The sequence below is a fragment of the Sorangium sp. So ce176 genome (assembly GCF_051519835.1).
Lineage (GTDB): Bacteria > Myxococcota_A > Polyangia > Polyangiales > Polyangiaceae > Sorangium > Sorangium cellulosum_G.
Window position 1 is genome coordinate 4767676 of sequence record NZ_CP150371.1, and the last position, 19719, is coordinate 4787394.

12 protein-coding genes are annotated in these 19719 nt (G+C 71.3%); 6 read left to right on the top strand and 6 right to left on the bottom strand.

Annotation, left to right across the window (positions count from 1 at the left end):
- Window positions 1-84 precede the first annotated feature (84 nt).
- The 3 genes from WMF42_RS17715 to WMF42_RS17725 all read right to left on the bottom strand — a co-directional run bounded on the left by WMF42_RS17715 (window position 85) and on the right by WMF42_RS17725 (window position 4752).
- On the bottom strand, window positions 85-717 hold the full coding sequence (locus WMF42_RS17715) for a hypothetical protein (protein WP_061610573.1): 633 nt from the start codon (window positions 715-717) through the stop codon (window positions 85-87).
- Window positions 718-899: 182 nt separating this feature from the next.
- Window positions 900-2930: a DNA ligase D gene (gene ligD / locus WMF42_RS17720; RefSeq protein ID WP_437693297.1), complete on the bottom strand. Its 2031-nt coding sequence runs from the start codon at window positions 2928-2930 to the stop codon at window positions 900-902.
- A 592-nt stretch (window positions 2931-3522) separates the two neighbouring features.
- Window positions 3523-4752 (bottom strand): hypothetical protein, encoded by a 1230-nt coding sequence (locus WMF42_RS17725; RefSeq protein WP_437693298.1) that lies wholly within the window; start codon window positions 4750-4752, stop codon window positions 3523-3525.
- A gap of 814 nt (window positions 4753-5566) precedes the next feature.
- Here WMF42_RS17725 and cysK point away from each other — a divergent pair.
- Both cysK and WMF42_RS17735 read left to right on the top strand, forming a co-directional pair.
- Entirely contained in the window at window positions 5567-6559 is a 993-nt protein-coding gene (cysK, locus tag WMF42_RS17730) for a cysteine synthase A (RefSeq protein ID WP_061610571.1), read from the top strand.
- A gap of 7 nt (window positions 6560-6566) precedes the next feature.
- Window positions 6567-7559, top strand: coding sequence for a serine O-acetyltransferase (locus WMF42_RS17735; protein ID WP_061610570.1), 993 nt, complete (start codon window positions 6567-6569; stop codon window positions 7557-7559).
- 13 nt (window positions 7560-7572) lie between these two features.
- Here the strand turns inward: WMF42_RS17735 and WMF42_RS17740 are convergent, their stop codons facing one another.
- Window positions 7573-7863, bottom strand: a complete 291-nt coding sequence (locus WMF42_RS17740; RefSeq protein ID WP_434047959.1) for a SelT/SelW/SelH family protein — start codon at window positions 7861-7863, stop codon at window positions 7573-7575.
- Window positions 7864-8277: 414 nt separating this feature from the next.
- Window positions 8278-8580, bottom strand: a complete 303-nt coding sequence (locus tag WMF42_RS17745) for a hypothetical protein (RefSeq protein ID WP_437693299.1) — start codon at window positions 8578-8580, stop codon at window positions 8278-8280.
- 73 nt (window positions 8581-8653) lie between these two features.
- On the opposite strand from WMF42_RS17745, the gene WMF42_RS17750 reads away from it, so the two are divergent.
- Complete coding sequence (locus WMF42_RS17750; protein WP_437693300.1) at window positions 8654-10276, top strand: SEL1-like repeat protein; 1623 nt, start codon at window positions 8654-8656, stop codon at window positions 10274-10276.
- A 15-nt stretch (window positions 10277-10291) separates the two neighbouring features.
- Here WMF42_RS17750 and WMF42_RS17755 read toward each other — a convergent pair whose 3' ends face one another.
- On the bottom strand, window positions 10292-13597 hold the full coding sequence (locus tag WMF42_RS17755; protein ID WP_437693301.1) for a UvrD-helicase domain-containing protein: 3306 nt from the start codon (window positions 13595-13597) through the stop codon (window positions 10292-10294).
- Window positions 13598-14345: 748 nt separating this feature from the next.
- Here WMF42_RS17755 and WMF42_RS17760 point away from each other — a divergent pair.
- The 3 genes from WMF42_RS17760 (at window position 14346) to WMF42_RS17770 (ending at window position 19711) form a co-directional block, all read left to right on the top strand.
- Window positions 14346-16619 (top strand): DUF2169 domain-containing protein, encoded by a 2274-nt coding sequence (locus WMF42_RS17760; protein WP_437693302.1) that lies wholly within the window; start codon window positions 14346-14348, stop codon window positions 16617-16619.
- Between the two features lie 107 nt (window positions 16620-16726).
- A complete protein-coding gene (locus WMF42_RS17765; protein ID WP_061607777.1) occupies window positions 16727-19147 on the top strand; it encodes a type VI secretion system Vgr family protein in 2421 nt (806 codons plus the stop codon).
- Window positions 19148-19273: 126 nt separating this feature from the next.
- Entirely contained in the window at window positions 19274-19711 is a 438-nt protein-coding gene (locus WMF42_RS17770) for a hypothetical protein (protein ID WP_061607778.1), read from the top strand.
- The last annotated feature ends 8 nt before the right edge of the window (window positions 19712-19719 follow it).

The window sequence follows — 19719 nt, forward strand, 5'->3', positions numbered from 1 at the left end:
TCCTTCGCCGCCCTCGCGCCCCGCGCGGAGCGCCACCGCCGTGACCCCTGGCGAGCGCGGCGGCCTCGTCATCGCGGGGCGCTCTCAGGCGGCGCCGTGCTCGCCGAACGTGCGGGCCGCGCGCCGTACGGCGTCCAGGTCGCCGCGGCGAACCCTGTCGAGCGGCCGCTCGCCGTCCAGGCGGTGGTTGCCGGAGAGAAAGAACCGCATCTTCGCGAGCGGGGGGTGCTCTGCGAGGAGGGCCAGGATCTCCTCGAACCCCGGCAGGACGCCCTCGTCCGCGAACTGCCATGCGGGGTAGAGGTGGCCGCGGCGGCCGACGTCCACGGCCAGCAGCCTGCCGGCAGCGCGCCGCGCCTCGATGGCGTCGGGCGAGAGGTGGAGCACCTCGCCGACGTCCTCCGCTGTGAGCGTCCCCCCCTCGGCGGCGAGGAGCGCGTCCCGCGCCTGGAGGCCGCGGAGGCGGGCCGGCGTGAGCGGGTCGGCCGCGGAGAAGAGGCCGACGGCGCTCGGCTGCGCGAGCGCCGTCAGCAGGGCGTCCGCGTTGCTGGGCGAGGCGACGACCTCGCCAAGCTCGCTCTGATCGAGCCGCGCCGCGACCTGCGTGAGCGCGTCGATCCCGCGCGCCAGGAACGCTACCCGCAGCGGCTCCCCGTCGAACTGGTGGAGTCGCTCGGCGATGTCCGCCAGTGCGCTGGAGTTCCGGTCCTTTGCCATCTCCGACCTCGGGGACGATGCAACCCGTGCGCGGGCCCGTCAACCAAGCGCCCGCCGCCATGTCGTAACATTCCGACCACGCTGAACAGAACGTCAGTGAAAAGCATTCCCTGGTTCGTTCGTGTCGTTCTTCTTCGGTGTGCTCACCGGCTCCTGGGTTTGCCGGTGTCCCGGGGAGGCGGTCAGAGCCCGACCTTCTTCATCATGGCGCTCGTGATGGACTGGCGGACGCCGGTGAGCTCCGCCCAGGGATCGGGGACGGTCGCGAGCCGCTGCGGCACGGTCTCGATGGTGAACGAGGCTGGATCGAGCGGCGCGTCGAGCTCGTCCCACGAGAGCGGGGTGGCGACGGCGGCGCCGGGCCGGGCGCGCGTCGAGTAGGGCGCGACAGCTGTCGCACCGCGCCCGTTCCGCAGGTAGTCGACGAAGACCTTGCCGGTGCGCTTGGCCTTGGAGAGCGTCGCGATGTACCGCGCCGGATCGAACCGCACGAGCGCGTCGGCCACGGCCTTCGTGAACGGCTTCACCTCGTCCCAGCCTCTGCGCGCCTCGATCGGGACGACGACGTGGAGGCCCTTGCCGCCGGTCGTCTTGACGAAGCTCCGCAGCCCCAGCGTCTCCAGGAGGTGCCGCACCGTCCTCGCGGCGTCCGCCACGCGCTCCCACGGCAGCTCCGGCGCGGGATCGAGGTCGAAGACCATCATGTCCGGCTGCTCGATCCGGTCCACGCGGCTTCCCCAGATGTGCATCTCGAGCGCGCCCATCTGGACGAGGGACACGAGCCCTTCCGTCGTCTCGACGTAGAGGTAGGTGCGTTTTCCTTCGTCCTCCTCGACGGTCGTCCTCCTGATGTCCTCGGAGAGCCCCACGGCCTCGTGTCGCTGGAAGAAGCACGGCTTGCCCTGGCCCTCCGGGCAGCGGACGAGCGTGAGCAGCCGGTTTGCGACACAGGGCAGCATGTGCTCGGCGACTTGCGCGTAATAGCGGGCGAGAGCGAGCTTCGTGATCCCCTGAGCCGGATAGAGCACCTTGTCGGGGTTCGTCAGCCGCGCCCCGGCGACCTCGAACCTCTCCGCGCCGCCGCCTCGGCCCCCGCGAGTCGCCTTGCTTGGCGCCGCGCTTGCGGCCTTGCCGGTCGCCGCGTTTGCCTTCTTGCGCGTGCCCGTCGCCGCGCTTGTCGACTTGCTCGACGCGCCCGCCGTCTTGTTCGGCGGGAGCTGCGGCGGCGGCTGCTCGCGCTCGACGGTGACCGACTCCGGGGTACGGTCCTCGCGGAGTCCTTCGAACGACGGGTGTCGCAGCCGTCCGTCGCGCGTCCAGGCCGCGAAGTGGACCTCCGCGATGAGCTTGGGGTCGACCCAGTGCACGCCCCGCATGCGCGGCGCCCCTTGAAAGGCCGGCTTTGCGCGCTCGATGGCCTCGAGCTGGCGGCGCAGCGCCGTCAGCGTCTTGCTCGTGAAGCCCGTGCCGACCTTGCCCGCGTAGACGAGCTTGCCTGACGTGTTCACGCCGACGAGGATCGCCCCGAGCCCCTGGCGGGCGCCGGTCGGCTCGGTGAAGCCGACGATAACGAACTCCTGGCGTCGGCCGCACTTCACCTTGAGCCAGCTCGCCCCGCGCCCGCTCTGGTAGGGGGCCTCCGGTCGCTTCGCGATGACGCCCTCGATCCCGAGCTTGCAGGCGTGCTTGTAGACGGCGGCGCCTTCCTCCTCGAGGTGCTCGGTGTAGCGCAGGGTCCCGTCCTCCGGGACCTCCGCGAGCAGCGCCTGGAGCGCCCGCTTGCGGGTGACCTGCGCGCACCCGCGGAGGTCGCGGCCGTCCAGGTAGAGCAGGTCGAACGCGAAGTACACGAGGCGCCCTTCGCGCCCGTCGTCGCCGTCGCTCAGCGCGTTCTGCAGCGCCTGGAAATCGGTCACGCCGTCGCGCCCGACGATGACGATCTCGCCGTCCAGCACGGCTTCCCGGGCTGGCAGCCGTGCGAGGTCGTCCCGCACGCTTGGGAACCGCTCGGTCCAGTCCTGGCCGCGGCGGGTCAGGAGCGTCACGCGGCCGCCGCGGAGCTTCGCGATCATGCGGTAGCCGTCGAACTTCACCTCGTACAGCCACCCTTCGCCCTGGGGTGGCCCGGTGACGAGCGTCGCGAGCTGCGGCTCGACCTCGTCCGGAAACGGGCCCTTCCGGGCCCCCTCGAGCGCGTCCGCGTAGGTCAACATCGGGCGCTGCGTCCCCGCGGCGCCGTCCGCCTGTCCCGTAGCGGCAGACGAGCGCGCGCTGTCCGCCTCCGCCGCGCTCGCGTCGCGCCTGCGGCGAGCGGCCAGGGTCGTGGGCCGCTCCTCCTGGGAGCGCCGCGCCGCGCCGCGCGCTTGCCTTTGTCCAGCCAGGGTCGCGCTTACCACCATTTTGTGATGGAAAAGCAAATGCGATACCGCAATGGCATCGCCGCATGGCGCCGCATTCTGCGCTCCTCGACGCCGACACGTTCTGCTGAGCTCGGCCTGAGCGCCCCAGAATGAGGCGTTGTGCCACGCTGGCGTCCTTCGCCCTGACTTCCTGGATCATGGCGTACGGTCGCTCGCGTGCGCCGTGCTCCCCAGGCTCGTCATTGCATGTGGAATGAACCCCTGCGCAGGACTGCGTTCATCGAAGCGTCAGCGAGGCGCGCTGATCGCCGCCCGCCGCAGCGCTCGGGATCTACCCCTCAAAACAACAGACCACGATTTTCTCTGAACGAAGACGACGCCGTCTCCGTGATGCGCTGTCCGCTCGACGGCGCTCGCGTGCCTCGCGACGCGCCGTCGCCGCCCGTCACCGCGCGGCGGTGTCGCTCCAGTGGCGGACAAGATCCGGCAAGGCCGTCTCTGCCATGCGGGTGAGATGCCTGACGTGGTCTGGCTTCTGGGTGCCTGCATAGCCGCGGACGTGGAATGCGCCCTTGTGCGCCTCGGAGAGGGGCACGAACCGGGGCTTCGCCTCGCTCGCCGTCCCCGACAGCTCGTAGACCGCCTGCGCGTCGGCGCCCGCGCCCGGAGCGCGCTGCGCGCCCGCCAGCTTGAGGAGCGCGTCCGTGCTCTCGTGGGTGCCGGCGTAATCGCCCACAGGGGTGATCTCCGAATGCGTGATCGACATCAGCTTCTTGCCGGTGGCCGCCTGCTCGGCGAAGCGCCCGAACGGCTTGAGGCGCTCCATGTCCAGGCTATGGTCGAGCGGCATGTAGCCGGTGTGGATGCCGTCGAGGAGGAGCACGGCGTCCACCTTGTCGGCGAACCCGGGCTGGTTCAGGAGCCCGCGGACCGCGCCGTAGCCCGCGCTGAACGCCGAGAGCGCGACGCGCCGGAGCCGGGCGTCGCGCAGCCCGCGCGCCTCGAGCGCCGCCTGCGTCCTCGCGAGGAGCACCGGCAGATACGAGCGGATAGAGAACCGGGTCTCGTACGCCGCCGAGCTGATGCCCATGTTGATGATCATCACGACCGCGTTGAGCCCGGCGCGCTCGAACCCCGCCTGGACAACATCGTTGACGCCGTGGAAATGGACAACGAGATCATAAGCCCCGTCGGCCGACGAGAAGGACGCGGGGAGGGTGATGATCCCGTCGGGGATGGGGATCACGGCCGAGCGATCGAGCGTCGCGTCGGCCCGATCCTCGACGGCCACGACCTGCGCCGCTGCCGCTTCCACCTTGGCCTCGACCGGCGCCGCCGGTTCGGCCTTCACCTTGATGGGCGCCGCCATCCCCTTCGTGCGCAGGGCGGCCGCCGCCGCCGCGGCCGGCTGGAGCACCGAGCCCGCGCGGAGATCGAGGCCCGTCGCGCCGAGCTGCATCGACACGAGCGCGCCCAGCACCGCGGCGAGGCTCATGCCCGCTGCCGCGCTCAGGCCGATCAGGCGCGATGTGGAGCGCCGCGTCGGAGCTGCGATGGCCGCGGCCGGCATCGCGAGCCCTGCCAGCGACGCGGGTGGACGACGGAAAATTAAAGTGGGCTCATCCTCGTCATCAGGCAGTTGGACCTCCGCGCGGTTGGGCTCAGCGGGGAACATGCTCAGCCATGATGCGAGGCGTATGCCATACAGGGCAAGAGCGAAATTCCGCAAGATAAGCTCACATCGGCGCACGTCAAGGCGGTGGACATGGTCCGACGTGGTCCCATGGTGATGGTCCACGGATTCCTCAGGAAATCACCTTACTTGCTCGGGCGCCCACGAGATATTTTGAGCACCCACGGATCCGCCGACGGCCTGTGGCACGTTGTGTTCCAACGATCGCCAGCGCGTAAAAATTGACGCGTCCCGGCGGAGCTTTCCCGGTCCCGAGGGCGCTCCTGGGCGCGCTGCGTCACCGCTCCTTCAAAGCGAGAACCCGGGTCAGGGACGTGGCAGCGCATGACGCCCACGCATCCCTTGTCGCCCGCTCTCCTCGAGACAGGCCTCGATGCCCTGTCCTTCGCGCGTAGTCGATTTCGCGTCTCCCATGGAGCGCCTCCACCCCTGGGCAGACTGGCCACCATCCCTCCCGGCATCCCGACATCCCGGTGCGACCCGTTGCAGCTCCAACGGGTCGCCGCGACGCGAGCGGCGCGATGCGCCTCCGCGCGGACGCAGCGCGCGGCCCGACGTTCACCCCGCCGCGCCGCAGCCTGCTCGGGCGCTCTCCGCGCGGCCCCGCGCGCCGGGCGAGCCGCCGCGGGGGCGCGACCGGCGTCGTTTCCAGCGCCTCGCCGCGCGCTGGAAACGACCTGGGGCGGGGCGCCGCGCTCTGGAAATACGGCGCGACGGAGGGGAGGCGCACGTGGGCCTTGACAGCGAGGGGCGCCTCTGGATCTCCTCTCCTTCCCCCTCACCACGACGGCACCCCATGACCAACTTCCCCCGCGTCTACGACGACAACACCCAGAGCATCGGCCGCACGCCGCTCGTCCGCATTCGCCGCGTGACCGACGGCGCGCCCGCCACCGTGCTGGCGAAGATCGAGGGGCGGAACCCGGCCTATTCCGTCAAGTGCCGCATCGGCGCGGCGATGGTCTGGGACGCCGAGCAGCGCGGGCTGCTCGGCCCCGGCAAGGCGATCGTCGAGGCGACCAGCGGCAACACAGGCATCGCGCTCGCCTTCGCCGCCGCCTCGCGCGGGCTCGAGTGCATCCTCAGCATGCCCGAGACGATGAGCATGGAGCGGCGCAAGGTGCTCGTGGCCCTCGGGGCCAAGCTCCTCCTGACGCCGGGCCCCCAGGGGATGAACGGCGCCATCGCCAGGGCCGAGGCGCTCGCCGCCTCCGACCCGGGCCGGTACGTGCTGATGCGGCAGTTCGAGAACCCCGCGAACCCCTCGATCCACGAGACCACCACCGGCCCCGAGATCTGGGAGGACACCGGCGGCAACGTCGACGTCTTCGTCTCGGGCGTGGGCACCGGCGGCACGCTCACCGGCGTCAGCCGCTACTTCGAGCGCGTCCGCGGCAAGGCCCTCCACTCCGTCGCCGTCGAGCCTGTCGCCTCGCCCGTCATCGCGCAGACGATCGCCGGCCAGCCGCTCACCCCGTCGCCGCACAAGATCCAGGGCATCGGCGCGGGCTTCATCCCCAAGAACCTCGACATCTCCTTCGTCGACCAGGTCGAGGCCGTCTCCAACGAGGAGTCGATCGCCATGTCGAGGCGCCTCGCGCGCGAGGAGGGCATCCTCTGCGGCGTCTCGTGCGGCGCGGCGATGGTCGCGGCGAGCCGGCTCGCGCGCGACCCCAGATGGGCAGGGAAGACCATCGCTGTCGTCCTGCCGGACGCCGGCGAGCGCTACCTCTCCGGGCCCCTGTTCGAAGGCATGTTCGCCGAGGTCGAGAGCATGAAGGCCTCGTGAGGTCGATGTGAGCAAGACGTGTGATGACGCCCCTGTCCCAGCGGGCGATCTGCATGGCGTCGTCGAGGCGCTGATCGCGGGCTACCGGGAAGACCCCCGCGGCCATCACATCAACAAGCGCTTCACCCCGTCGCGCCAGGAGATCACGGAGATCATCGATCTCCTCCTCCAGATCTTCTACCCCGGCTACCACGGGCGGCAGGACCTGTCGGACGAGGACCTGCTCTACCACGTGGGCACGCTGGTCTCGACGCTCCAGGCCAAGGTGGAGCGGCAGATCGAGCGCTGCCTGTGCTTCCAGGACGAGGCGGTGGACGCGAACCGCATCGACATCCCGAAGTGCCGGCAGCGCGGGCGCGACGTGGCGCGGGCGTTCGTGGCCAGGCTGCCGGAGGTCCGGCGGCGCCTCCTGCTCGACGTGCAGGCGGCCTACGACGGCGACCCCGCGGCGGCCTCGATGGACGAGATCATCCTGGCCTACCCAGGCCTGCTCGCGGTGACGGTCCACCGGGTCGCCCACGAGCTGTACCTGCTCGGCGTGCCGCTCATGCCCCGGATCATGAGCGAGTGGGCGCACACGAGGACGGGCGCCGACATCCACCCGGGCGCCAACATCGGCGACAGCTTCTTCATCGATCACGCCACCGGCGTCGTCGTCGGCGAGACGACCGACATCGGCGCGCACGTCAAGCTCTACCAGGGCGTGACGCTCGGCGCGCTGTCGTTGCCCCAGCACTCGCGCGGCGCGCGCGGGCTGAAGCGCCACCCGACGGTCGAGGACGACGTCACCATCTACGCGAACGCCACGGTGCTCGGCGGCAAGACGGTGCTGGGGCAGGGGAGCGTTGTGGGCGGCTCGGTCTTCCTGACGAAGAGCGTCGCCGGCGGCCAGCGCGTGGCGATCGAGGCGCCCCGCCTGCGCGTCGCCTCGCCCTCGCAGATGCCGGCGGTCGTCGGCGGCTCCGAGATCGACGCCGCCGTCCTCGACTTCGACATCTGAACCGCCGCGGGGCTCACCTGTCGGAGTGGCCGAGCGAGCGCTCCGGGTCGATGCTGTCGCGGATCGCTCGCTTGAGCTCCTTCGGCTCCGGGAAGCGCTCCGCGGCGGCGCGCGAGAAGAGCAGGGCGCCGTCGAGCGTGACGTCGAAGATGCCGCTCGCGCCCGGCGACAGGAGCACGTCGATCTCGTCAGGAAAGGTGATGAGCAGCTCCTGCGCGAGCCAGGCGGCGCGGGTGAGCCAGCGGCACTTGGGGCAATACCGGATGACGACGAGCGGCCGCTGCGGCGCAGGGTCGGTGTCCATGGCCGGATCGTAGCGCGGCCCCGGCCGCGGGGCGGCCTCGGACGAGGAACGCGCTTTCCAGCACCTGTGCGGCGCGGTAAGGCTCGATCCCAGCCCAGACCACAACGCGATCTGCCTGGGGGAGCGCCTCGATGATGCGGGCGAGGTCCGCCGGGTGTAGATCCATGAGCTTCGCCTGCAGCAGGGCGAGATTTTGCCGGTGGACCAGCGACTCGATGAGGTCCTTGGTCTTGCTCTCCTGCTCTCGATGACGCGTCGCTCTTCGAGCAGCTGAGTTACCAGGCTCAGGCTCTCTTGTCGTCTCTCGTGGGACCTCGACGTGCTCATGGCGGCTCGGGGCGCGCGAGCATGGCCCGGCGCGGCCAGCGTGGCCCGCGCGCTGCCGCGCTCGCCTTATTGACCGGACCCCACGGCTCATGGTTCTGTCGCCTCGATGAAGCGCGCCTTCGACATGTGCGTGGTTGGGCTCTCGCTCGCAGCGACGTCCTGTGGACCGGGCCTGGATCCAGAGGTTGTGGTGCATGCGCCCCGGCCCATCGTCTCGCCGGAGACGAGCGCCGGCGCGAGCAGCGGCGGGTGTCCGGCCATCGGCCACACCGAGCCGCTCATCGTCGACTGGCTCGCGACCCGCCGCTCCGATCTCGGGCTCGCGATGAAAGAGGGCGTCGCGGTCGTCGCGTACGACTGCACGACGCTGAAGCTCCTCCCGCAGTGCAAGCTCGCAGGATCCTACTCCTACGCCGGCGTGGCGCGCCGAGAGAACGTAATACAGCTAACAAATCCCGCTGAGATGCAGGCGAATGTCCCCTTCGGCGCGCCGGCGTTGAGCACGGCGATCGAGGGCGGCGGGGCGAACGCGATCGACGTGGCGCTCGCGCCCACCGGGAAGATGGCGACCACTGTCGCATCGGTCTCGCCGCAGGATCTCGCGGGGAGCTGCGACGGCGCGACGCACTTCGTGCGCGCAGCGCTCCTCGGCGCGTTCGCGATGACGCCGGGCAGCCGCGACACGGCGCGGACGGTGGATCAGGTCTTCGCGGCGGTGGCGTCCTCCGCCGCGTCGGGCCAGGGCGGCACAACGACGAAGGAAGGGGAGCTCGAGGCGTGCCGGAGCGCGAAGCCCGACGCGCATGCGCCGACGGAGCGCTGTCAGGCGCCGCTGCGCCTGGAGCTCGTCCCGCTGCAAGCGAGCAAGGCCGCGCCGTCCGAGCCGCCGGCGGCGAAGCCGGGTGGGGCGGAGCTGCCGACGCTGTCGAGCCAGTGCCCGGCGGGGACGGTGCTGAGCGGGGCGAAGTGCTCGCCGCCGTCGTTCGCGCCGGCGCACCTGTGCGATCCATCGGACTCGAGGGCGTGCGCGACGCAGTGCGGGAAGGGCGACATAGGGAGCTGCTATCACCTCGGGATCCACTACCTCACGGGCAAGGACCTCCCGCGCGATGACGCGAGGGCGGCGGAGCTGTTCGAGAAGGCCTGCGGCGCCGGCATCGCGCAGGCCTGCTACGCGCGGGGGAACCAGCAGATGCGCGATGTCCTGAGCGCCAGGGTGCCCGCGGACGCGGCGGCGAGGGCCAAGGTGCGAGAGTTCGCCGACAAGGCGTGCGATCTGGGCGACGGCTGGGCGTGCTTCAGCGTGGCCGACTGGTACCTCCGGGAGGGCCCGCAGGCGGTCCTGCCCAGGGACACGACGCGCGCTGTAGCGCTCCTCCGGCGCGGCTGCGATCTCGGGCACGGGCCGAGCTGCAGCGCGCTCGGCAACCTGCTGGTCGAGGGGAAGCTCGCGGCGAAGGACGTCGCCGTGGCCGTGGGCGTGCTCCAGCGCGCGTGCGAGGCGGGCCAGCCCGAGGACTGCCTCGAGCTCGGGGACATCCTGCGCAAGGGGCAGGGGGCCCCGAAGGACGGGGGGAAGGCGCTCGTGGCGTACACGCGCGGTTGCGCCCTGGGGGACATGCGCGCCTGCAACGCCGCGGGCTCGGTGTACGCGGCCGGCGACGGCATCCCGAGGGATGTCGCGAAGGCCTATTCGTTCTTCGAGAAGGGCTGTCCGGAGACGGGCTTCGGCGCCGACGCCTGCATGAGCCTCGCGGCGATGTACGAGAAGGGGACCGGCATCCCGAAGGACATGGCGCGCGCCGCGGCGCTCTACGAGAAGGTCTGCGGCTCGGGCGGCTGCCTGCGCGCCGCGGAGATCTACCAGCGCGGCGACGGGGTGAAGGCCGACCCGGCGCGGGCGTTCTCGCTCTACGAGCAAGCCTGCACGCAGTGGAGGGAGAAGAAGGCGTGCGACGCGTTCGGCCCGCTGCTCGAGAGCAAGGACAAGGAGCGAGCGCGCGCCTTCTACGCCGACCAGTGCGCGCGGACGCAGGACAAGGCGGCGTGCGCGAGCCTGAAGCGGCTCGGCGGCGCGCCCCGATAACCGCGCTCCCGATCCCTAGAACAGCTTCATCTGGCGATCGGCGCCCGCGCGCGGGCGCCGCTGCGCCTCCGGCGACGGGTCGACCCGCTGGAGCCATCGCTCCTCGACCTCGCGCACGAACGGCGAGACCTCGGTCTCCTCCACCTTGCCGTGCCGCGCGCGCCGCTGGGCGCGGGTGAGGAACAGCCGCTCTCGCGCCCGCGTCATGCCGACATAGAAGAGCCGGCGCTCCTCGGCCAGATCCGGCTCGCCCCTGCCGGGGAACCGGAGCGGCAGCAGGCCGTCCTCGCACCCGACGAGGAAGACCACCCGGAACTCGAGCCCCTTGGCCGCGTGGAGCGTGAGGAGCGAGATGCGTTCGGCCCGCGGATCCCAGGCGTCGACCTCGGAGCAGACAGCGAGCTCGATCAGGAATCGGTCGAGGTCCCCGCCGCAGCGCTCCGCGATCGGCAGCAAGAGCTCCAGCGCCGCGTCCACGTCGGCCTCGCCGAGGCGCGCGGCGTCGGCCGCCGCCGGGGCCGCCGCGGCCGCCGCGCCCTCCGCAGGCGCGGCCGGTCCCGGCAGCGCGACCTCCTCCCGGAGCCGCGCCGCGGCCCCCTTGAGCCGCGCCGCGAGCGGCCCGGGCGGGGTGCCCGCGAGCGTTCGCGCGAGCGCCTCGGAGGCCGCGCGCTCGGCCACGCGGCGCTCGGACCGCCGCTGGAACGGCATGCCCGAGCGGGCGAACGCCTCCCGGAGCGCCTCGGACTGCGCCTCGGTCCGGTAGAGCACCGCGAAATCCGAGAACGCGACCTCGCCGTCCGCGAGCGGCGAGGCCACCCGCCCGCTGTCCATCGAGAAGAACGTGGACCCGCCGAGCATCCGCTCGATCGTGTGCACAACGTGCTCGGCCTCCGCCGCCTCCGTGGGCGCCTCGTGGATCGCGATCCGCTCCGCGCCCCCGGCGCTCGGCACGAGCTCCCGCGCCCCGAGCGTCGGCGAGGGCGCGATCACCTGGAGCGCCGCCTCGACGATGGGACGCGACGAGCGGTAGTTCCGCTTCAGTCGAATGACGCGTGCGTCTGGATAATCCTGCTGGAAGCGGAAGAAGAAGCCGACGTCGGCGCCGCGGAAGCCGTAGATCGCCTGATCCGGATCCCCGATGGCGCAGAGGTTCCCGCCGGGGGGTGCCAGCGCGCGCACGAGGCGGTACTGGCGCTCGTCGATGTCCTGGTACTCGTCGATGGAGAGGTACAGGGCCTGCGCGCGGGCGGCGGCGAGCACGTCGCTCCGCTCCTCCAGCAGGAGGATCGCGTGCCCGATGAGGTCGTCGAGGTCGACGAGCCCGCGCGCGGCGAGCTCGTCCTCGTACACCTTCCACGCGCGATCGACGTGCCTGTCGAGCTCGCCGCCGGCCGGGGCGGCGCCCTCCCGCAGCCGGTGCGCGTCGGCGTGGCGCGGGTAGGTCCGCTTCAGCGCCGCGATGTCGGCGAGCAGCCGGGCCGCCCGCCGCTCCGGGACCCCGAGCGCCGCCGCGAGCAGCGCCGTCCGCTCGTGGTCACCCGCAATCTTCGGGGGAGCGCCGCCGGCCGCGTGCTGGCGGAGCAGCGAGAGGCCGAGCGCGTGGAAGGTCATGGCCGGCACGCGGCCCCCTGCCTCGCCGAGCAGCGCGACGAGCCGCTCCCGCATCTCGTCGGCGGCGCGGCGGGTGAACGTGATCGCGAGGCACTGCTCGGGCGGCACGCCGAGGTCCACGACGAGGTGCGCGATCCGGTGGGTGAGCGTGCGCGTCTTGCCCGTGCCCGGCCCCGCGAGGAGGAGCAGCGCGCCCTCGGTGAGCTCGGCCGCGGCCCGCTGCTCCGGGTCGAGCGCGTCGAGCAACGCCGGGCCGCCTGGCCCCGACGAGCGCGCCGCGGACGCCTCGGGGCGGTCCGCCTCCCCGGACGGCGCGGCGTCGGCGGGCGCCTGGCCGCGGCGCGCCGGGGGGCGCTCTGCCGCGGGAGGACGCGACCGTGACGGCGGGGGGCCGCCGGCCGGAGGAGGCTCCGGCGCGGCGGCCTCCGGCTGGAAGAGGAGCCCGCCGCCGCGTCGCTGCTTGAGCTCGTCCGGCTGGAAGACCCGGATCGCGCCGTACTCGCCGTCGTAGCCCGCGTCGCGGATCACGCGGCCTTCCCGCATCCGCGCGATCGCCTCGGAGAGCAGGGGCGTCCCCGCGCGCTCGATGTCCTCGAGCGGGGCGTCGCCGAGGAGGAACAGCTCGGGGCCGATCCGCGACAGCACCGCGTCGTAGCTCCGCTGCACCGCCCTGCTGGAGGCGCCGACGCCGTGGAGCTCGGCGAGCACCTCGGGCAGGGGCACCAGGTTGCGGAACTCGCTCGCGCCCTCGGGCCGCACCCCTTCCTCGCGGTCGGCGAGCTCCTCGACCCGGTGCAGCACGCCCACCGTGACAGGGCGGCCGCACACGGGGCACGCGAGGGAGAGCGCCCGGGTCTCTGCCGGCGAGAGCACGACATTGCACTTGCGGTGGCCGTCGAGGTGGTATTTCCCCTCTTCCGGGAAGAACTCCACGGTGCCGCAGAAGCCCTGACCTGTCTCCAGGGCGCGCCGGATCGCGAAGTAATCGAGCGCCGTGTCGAACGCCGTGGCCTCGCGGCCGAGCTTCGCGGGCGAGTGGGCGTCCGAGCTGGAGACGAGGCGGTACCGGTCGAGCCCGGAGATCCGCCAGTTCATCGCGGGATCGGACGAGAGCCCCGTCTCGAGCGCGAAGATGTGCGGCGCGAGATCGCCGTAGCACTCCTCGACCGCGTCGAAGCCGGCCTTCGAGCCCAGCACCGAGAACCACGGCGTCCAGATGTGCGCCGGCACGAGGTACGAGCCCTCGCCCGACGCCAGCACGATCTCGAGCAGGTGGCGCGAATCGAGCCCGAGGATGGGCCGTCCGTCGGCGGTCAGGTTGCCGACCCTGGACAGCGCGCGGACGATCCGGTCCGCAGCCTCGAAGTCGGGCGCGTAGAGGAGGTGATGGATCTTGCGGGTCCTCTCTCCCTTCTTGTAGATCGTCGAGATCTCCACCGAGAGGACGAAGCGGGTCGCCCCGCGGCACGCGCCCGGGAGCCGCTCCGAGACAGCGCGGTCAAGGTCGTCCCGCAGGCGAAAGAGCCCGGGCTCGGCGGGCACGAGGCTCTCGCGGAGCTCGGCCATCCACGCCGGATGGGTGAAGTCCCCCGTGCCGATCACCGCGATGCCCTTGCGCTGAGCCCAGTAGCTCAGGTGCGCGAGGTCGCAATCGCCGCTCGTCGCCCGGGAGTATTTCGAGTGCACATGAAGGTCAGCATAGAAACGCATGATGGTCCGCCGTGAGGTGTCGTTTCTATTCGAGAGCTTCGGTGCGCTGTCAATCGAAGGTTTCTGCGTTCTGGCCGAAAACGCGCAGGAAAATTCGCGCTCGCAGACGTAAAGACTCATGTCCTGCGACGAGATGCGGCGAATGATAAAACGGTGACGCTCGCCGTAATGCAATCTGACGGGCCCGCCTGTCTGGAAGACAGCGGCCCGGCCGAGCATGTACGCAGCCGGGCTCGAACAGGGGCATCGAAGCGCGATCACGGCTGTCGCCGCCCGCTCCGAGTCGATGTCTCGACGACGCGCGCGCGGAGCTCCACGTGCGCGGAGTCCGTCTGTCGAGACGAGAGCTCCTCTCCGATCGCGTCTTCGAGATCGGGAGAGCTGGCGGCCGGAAGCAGGAGGACTGCGCGGAGCTCCGCTGCTCCAGCGCGCGCCGTCGCGCATGCTTGCGCACCTGCGCTGAGGCGGGGCGATCTCATCCTCACACCATGCCCGTGAACATCCCACATGGGGCGCTCACAGGAGGATCTTCACAGCGACATGGTCGAGAGAGAGAAAGCCAGACGACAACGCGCCCTCTCGGTCATGTCCTGCGCTTGCGTCGGCGAGGCGCGGGGCGCTATCTTGCCGAGCCTGGGGTCCTCCGCAGCATCGAGCAAACGCCCCGTCAACCCGCGCTGTGCAATTGCCCTGGCCCCTCTCCGTCGTTGCCCTGACGCCATCTTCTTGCGGCGCCGTCCTGTGGCGCATGCAGGGCGCAGAGCGGCTCACCGTCATCGTCAAGGCCACGTTTGCCCTCGTCCACGAGCGGTGCGCCGAGCTCGCCCCTGCGGCCGACCTCGTGCGCTCAGACAAGCCCCGCGAGGGGTGGGGGAGCCTCGACGAGGCGTGCGAGACGGCGCCCTATCTGCCGAGCGCGGGGGTCCTCGTGCGCGGGCACGCCTCCGCGCCGGCCGGAGAGACAGCGACGTCGCTCTCGGTGCGCGTCGCGCTCTTCCGCGACGATCGGTGGGTCCTCAACAAGGTGCTCCACGTCTTCGGCGACTACACGCGCGCGGCGCCCAGCCCGCGGCCGTTCAGCCGGGTGCCGGTCGTCTACGAGCGCGCTTACGGCGGCCCGCATGTCGACGCGAACCCGGTGGGCGTCGGCGCCGACGCGGCGTTGCCGAGCATCGTTGATCCGGCCGACCCGACGCGGCCGGCGGGCTTCGGCCCGATCGCCCGGCACTGGGCGCCGAGGAAGCACCTCCTCGCGCGGAATCAGGCGCACGATCGGCCCGTCCCGGAGCTCGACGCGAGCTTCGACTTTCGATACTTCCATGCCGCGCCCCCGGATCAACAGATCGAGTTCCTCCGCGGCGACGAGTGGATCTTCCTCGAGGGCCTGCACCCGCACTACCCCTGGCTCCGGTCGAGCCTGCCCTCGGCGCGGGGGCTCGCGCGGCTCTACCGCGCCGGGGCTGGCGGAGAGGACCACGGGCAGCCGGTCGAGCTCGTCGCCGACACGCTGAGCATCGACGCGGATCGCCTGCTCTGCTCGCTGATCTGGCGGGGGAACGTCGCCCTGCAGCCGGGCGACACGCCGGCGCGGATGCGCGTGGTCGCGGGCGTGGAGCTGCCGGGGCGGCCGCTGGTCTGGCCCACGCCGCTCGCGGGGCCGCCGTCGCCCCGCAGCGCCCCGGAGGCGCCGGGCTTCGTCGAGGAGGCGCCGGAGAGCGCCAGGCGCGTGGTGATCCAGGACGAGATCACGGCCGAGACCCGCGTCGGCGACCTCGTCGCGGGCATGGGGCAACCGCTCGCGCCCTTCGCGCTCGCCGAGCCCGGGAGCGGGCCTCCGGCCCGGGGGAGCACGATCCCGGGAGCGCCCTGGAGCACGCGCTCGCGGGCGACGCCGCTGCGCCCGCCGCCCCGCGCGGTCAGCCATTTCACGCCGGAAATCGAGGCGGCGCTCACCGGGGTGAGCAGCCTCCTCGCGCCCTGGGCCGATGCGCACACCACCGACGGGCAGGATCCCGCGCCGTCGTCGCAGGTCCTGCCTTTCACGCCGGCGCCCCCGCCTTCGGGCGAGCTGCCGCCGGGATCCGTGCCGTTCGCGATGCCCTTCGCGCGCCAGGGGAGCGACCCGCTGGTGCGCCTCGACGAGCTCGCGGCGCCGCCGGCGCCCTCGCCCGAGGCGCTCGACGGCCAGAGCCCCGCTGTCGCCCCGCCGTTCGTCCTGGAGCCGGCTCCCGCGCCGGCGTCCACCCGCGCCGCGCCCGCGAGCGGCGTCGTGCCCGTCGCGCCGACGTCATCCCGCGCCATCCCCGCCGCGCCGGCCGCGCCTTCGCCCGAGCCGGAGGCGCGGGGCCTGCGCGCCGCGCTGCTCGCCCGCCTGAAGAACGGGCAGCCGCTCCACGACCTGGAGCTCGCGGGCGTCGAGCTCGACGGCATCGACTTCAGCGGCGCCTCGCTCGAGCGCCTGAACCTCGCCGGCTCGACGCTCACCCGGTGCAACTTCGCCTCGGCGCGCCTCGCCGGGGTGAACATGAGCGGCGCAGATCTGACGGACGCGAGCTTCCACGCGGCCGACCTGACCGGCGCCGATCTCTCCCGCGCCACGCTGGACCGCGCGCAGCTCTCCTCCGCGCGGCTCGACCACGCGGACCTCGCGTTCTCGAGGGGGTCGAACGCGCGCTTCGAGGGCGCGTCGCTCGAGGGCGCCGACCTGCGGCAGGCGCGCCTCATCGAGTCCGTCTTCGACCGGGCGATCCTCGCGGACGTCAACGGGAGCAAGGCCGACGTCTCGAGATCCAGCTTCGTCCGCGCCAACCTCGCCGGCGCCATCCTGCGCTCGGCGAAGCTCAAGGAGGCGCGGCTCCCGTGCGCCAACCTCGACGGCGTCGACCTGCGCGACGCGGACCTCGCGGGCGCCAACGTCTACGGGGTCAAGCTCGCAAACGCGAAATCGAGCGGCGCGATCTTGAGGTCCCTCGTCGAGATCCCACCCGCCGATGACGGCATCAACGGTTCCTCAGGAGGTTGACCGCATGACGGATTTCTGCCTAGCTCTGTGAGCGGCGCCCCCGGACGGTCAGCCGGACGAACCCCTTAGCGGCACCAGCAAGTGCCCTCTTGAAACCAGGAAAAGCCATGGACGACCTTATCAAGATCTCCTCGGGCGCGCTCCCCATCTCCACGCGCGTCATCGGGTTCCGCGGCGTCGAGGCCATCTCGCGCCCGTATCAGATCGAGATCTTCCTCCTGCTCCAGGGCGAGGAGGCAGAGGCCCTCGACCTGTCCGACGCGGTCGGGGCCAAGGCCTCGCTCGTGCTCGACTGGCCCAAGGACAGCCTGCCGCCCTTCGTCTTCTCCGGCGTCCTCGCGACCGCGGGCGTGGTGCACGAGATGGACGGCCGGTCGCTGCTCCGGGCGGTGCTCGTCCCGAAGCTGTGGCTGCTCGGGCTCTCGAAGCACAGCCGCATCTTCACGCGGCAGGCGCTGCCCGACGTGATCAAGGCCGTCCTCGAGGAGAACGGCATCGGGCCGGACGAGTACGAGATGCGCCTCGGCAGCTACGAGGTCGAGGAGCATATCTGCCAGTACCGCGAGAGCGATCTCGACTTCATCTCGCGGTGGATGGAGCGCGAGGGCATCTTCTACTTCTTCGAGCACACGCTGGAGGGCGACAAGCTCGTCTTCTGCGACGCGATGACGTACGAGGACGACCCGATCGGCGCGCCCGTCCGCTATCACCCGCAGATCGGGTACGACGTGAGCGCGGGGATGTCGCTCCGCACCTTCACGAGCCAGCACACGACCCTCCCGGCGTCGATCAAGCTGAAGGACTACGATTATGCGCGGCCGAACCTGAACATCTCCGGCTCGGCACGCGTGTCGCCGAACGGCGCGGGCGAGGTGAGCCTCTACGGCGAGCGCTTCTTCTCGCCGGCCGCGGGCGATCGGCTCGCGAGGCTCCGCGCCGAGGAGATGCGCGCGCGGCAGGTGCTCTATCGAGGCGCGGGCACGCGGCTGCACCTGCGGCCCGGCTACACGTTCGAGCTCGACGACCACCCGCGCGCGGCGTTCAACGCGAAGCACCTCACCATCGAGGCGCACCATTACGGCAACCAGCTCGCCGGGGCCACCGGGTACCGCGAGCTGCTCGATCTGCCGCACGAGGAGGCCTACTTCGTCGAGATCACCGCCATCCCCGCGAAGACGCAGATGCGCGCGGAGTGCCGCACGCCCTGGCCGCGCATCTACGGTTACGAGAACGGCACCGTGGACGGCCCCGCCGACAGCGAGTACGCGCAGATCGACGATTTCGGCCGATACAACGTCAAGTTCAAGTTCGACGAGAGCAACCTGAAGGGCGGCAAGGGCTCGACGTTCGTGCGCATGATGCAGCCGCACGGCGGCGGCATCGAGGGCTTCCACTTCCCGCTCCGCCGGGGGACCGAGGTGGTGCTGAGCTTCCTCGGCGGCGACCCGGATCGGCCTGTCATCTCGGGCGTCGTGCCGAACGCGCTCACGCCGAGCCCGATCACGAGCGGCAACCACACGAAGAACGTCATCCAGACGGGCGGGCGCAACCGGCTCGAGCTCGAGGACAGGACAGGGCAGCAGCGCGTCACCCTGTCGACGCCGTACTCGAACACGTACCTGCGCATGGGCGCGCCGAACGACGATCACGAGCTCATCGTGAAGACGGACGACAACACGCTGCTCGACGCGGGGAAGAACTTCGACCAGTCCGTGGGCCTGAACGGCGGCGGCTCGTGGGTCGCCACGATCAAGGACAACTGGATCACCCACGTCCAGTCCGGGATCCACGAGTTTTACGTCGAGAGCGGCACCTCGTACACCGAGGTCAAGGGCGACACGTGGCTCCACGTCACGAGCGGCAACCTCTTCACCGACGTCGACGCGGGCACGATGACCACCACCGTCAAGGGGGACACCACGACGACGGTGAAGACCGGCAACTACACGGTGAACATCAACACCGGGGACACGACGGTCACAACGAAGTCCGGCAACACCCTCGTCGACACGCAGTCAGGGACGACGACCGTCAAGAGCAAGGGCAAGCTCACGCTCGAGACGCAGGACCAGTGCGAGGTCAGCGTCAAGAGCAACATGATCCAGACGGTCGACGGCAACCTGAAGGGTGAGATCAAGGGGACCGAGGAGCTCAAGACGCACGGCCCGTTCAAGAAGCTCTACTCCTCGAACAACGTCAACGTAACCGCCGGGTTCAAGTCGGATACGTTCCTCGGCGTCTCGAACACGAACGCCGTCGGCGCCGCGATCTCCACCTTCGTCGGCGCGAAGGCGACCCTGGAGCTCTCAGCCGCCTTCACCGCGACGTACGCGGCCAAGCTCGACATCACGGGCGGCGTGGCGCTCTCGTTCAAATGGGGCGCCTCGCTCGCGATCAACAGCGCGGTCGAGCTCACCGTGAAGCCGACATCCATCGAGACGGGCGCGGCGAAGATCTCTCAGCTCCCGACGCGGCTCGCGATGACCGCCCTGCGCTATCACCTCTCCGGTGTCCATGTGCTCAGTTGACAGGGCGAGCGACGGGGAGCGCGAGCCGGGCCCGCTCTCCCCGTCCTCGACCACCTCGACCGCCGCCACCTGCGGACGGGCCGCAGCGCAGCGCTCGTGAGCCACAAGGAAAGACCGCGCAGCGACATGGGTACGATCATCGCCATCTCCGCCATCCTCGTGCCGCTGCTCGTCGTCGCGGTCGTCCTCTTCTTCGTCTTCCGGCGGGATCACGCCCGCATGGACGCGGTGAAGGATCGGATGGCCGAGCTCGGCGAGCGGACGGCCCGCGCGCGGGCCGCCCAGGCCAGGGTGGTCTCGAGCCGGACGCGCGGCACGTTCGAGGACGGCGCCATGGCGTTCGTCGATCTCCGGCTGGAGGTGCAGCCGTCGAGCGGGGCGGCGTACCTCGCGAACACGGAGTGGGAGATGAACACGAGCTCCCTGTCCATGGTCGAGCCGGGCAAGCCCGTCGCCGTCAAGATCGACAGCGACGATCCCGAGCGCGTCTACCCCGACGTGGGTTGGGCCAAATTCTCGCGCTCGTACGTCGCGCGCAGCGTGATGAACAAGAGCGAGCGGTGAGCGGCCCT

Excerpts from the sequence above, each read along its gene's own strand:
- WMF42_RS17715 (WP_061610573.1), bottom strand. The coding sequence starts at position 717 with ATGGCAAAGGACCGGAACTCCAGCGCACTGGCGGACATCGCCGAGCGA.
- ligD (WP_437693297.1), bottom strand. The coding sequence starts at position 2,930 with ATGTTGACCTACGCGGACGCGCTCGAGGGGGCCCGGAAGGGCCCGTTT.
- WMF42_RS17725 (WP_437693298.1), bottom strand. The coding sequence starts at position 4,752 with ATGTTCCCCGCTGAGCCCAACCGCGCGGAGGTCCAACTGCCTGATGAC.
- cysK (WP_061610571.1), top strand. The coding sequence starts at position 5,567 with ATGACCAACTTCCCCCGCGTCTACGACGACAACACCCAGAGCATCGGC.
- WMF42_RS17740 (WP_434047959.1), bottom strand. The coding sequence starts at position 7,863 with ATGGACACCGACCCTGCGCCGCAGCGGCCGCTCGTCGTCATCCGGTAT.
- WMF42_RS17750 (WP_437693300.1), top strand. The coding sequence starts at position 8,654 with ATGCAGGCGAATGTCCCCTTCGGCGCGCCGGCGTTGAGCACGGCGATC.
- WMF42_RS17755 (WP_437693301.1), bottom strand. The coding sequence starts at position 13,597 with ATGCGTTTCTATGCTGACCTTCATGTGCACTCGAAATACTCCCGGGCG.
- WMF42_RS17760 (WP_437693302.1), top strand. The coding sequence starts at position 14,346 with ATGCAGGGCGCAGAGCGGCTCACCGTCATCGTCAAGGCCACGTTTGCC.
- WMF42_RS17765 (WP_061607777.1), top strand. The coding sequence starts at position 16,727 with ATGGACGACCTTATCAAGATCTCCTCGGGCGCGCTCCCCATCTCCACG.
- WMF42_RS17770 (WP_061607778.1), top strand. The coding sequence starts at position 19,274 with ATGGGTACGATCATCGCCATCTCCGCCATCCTCGTGCCGCTGCTCGTC.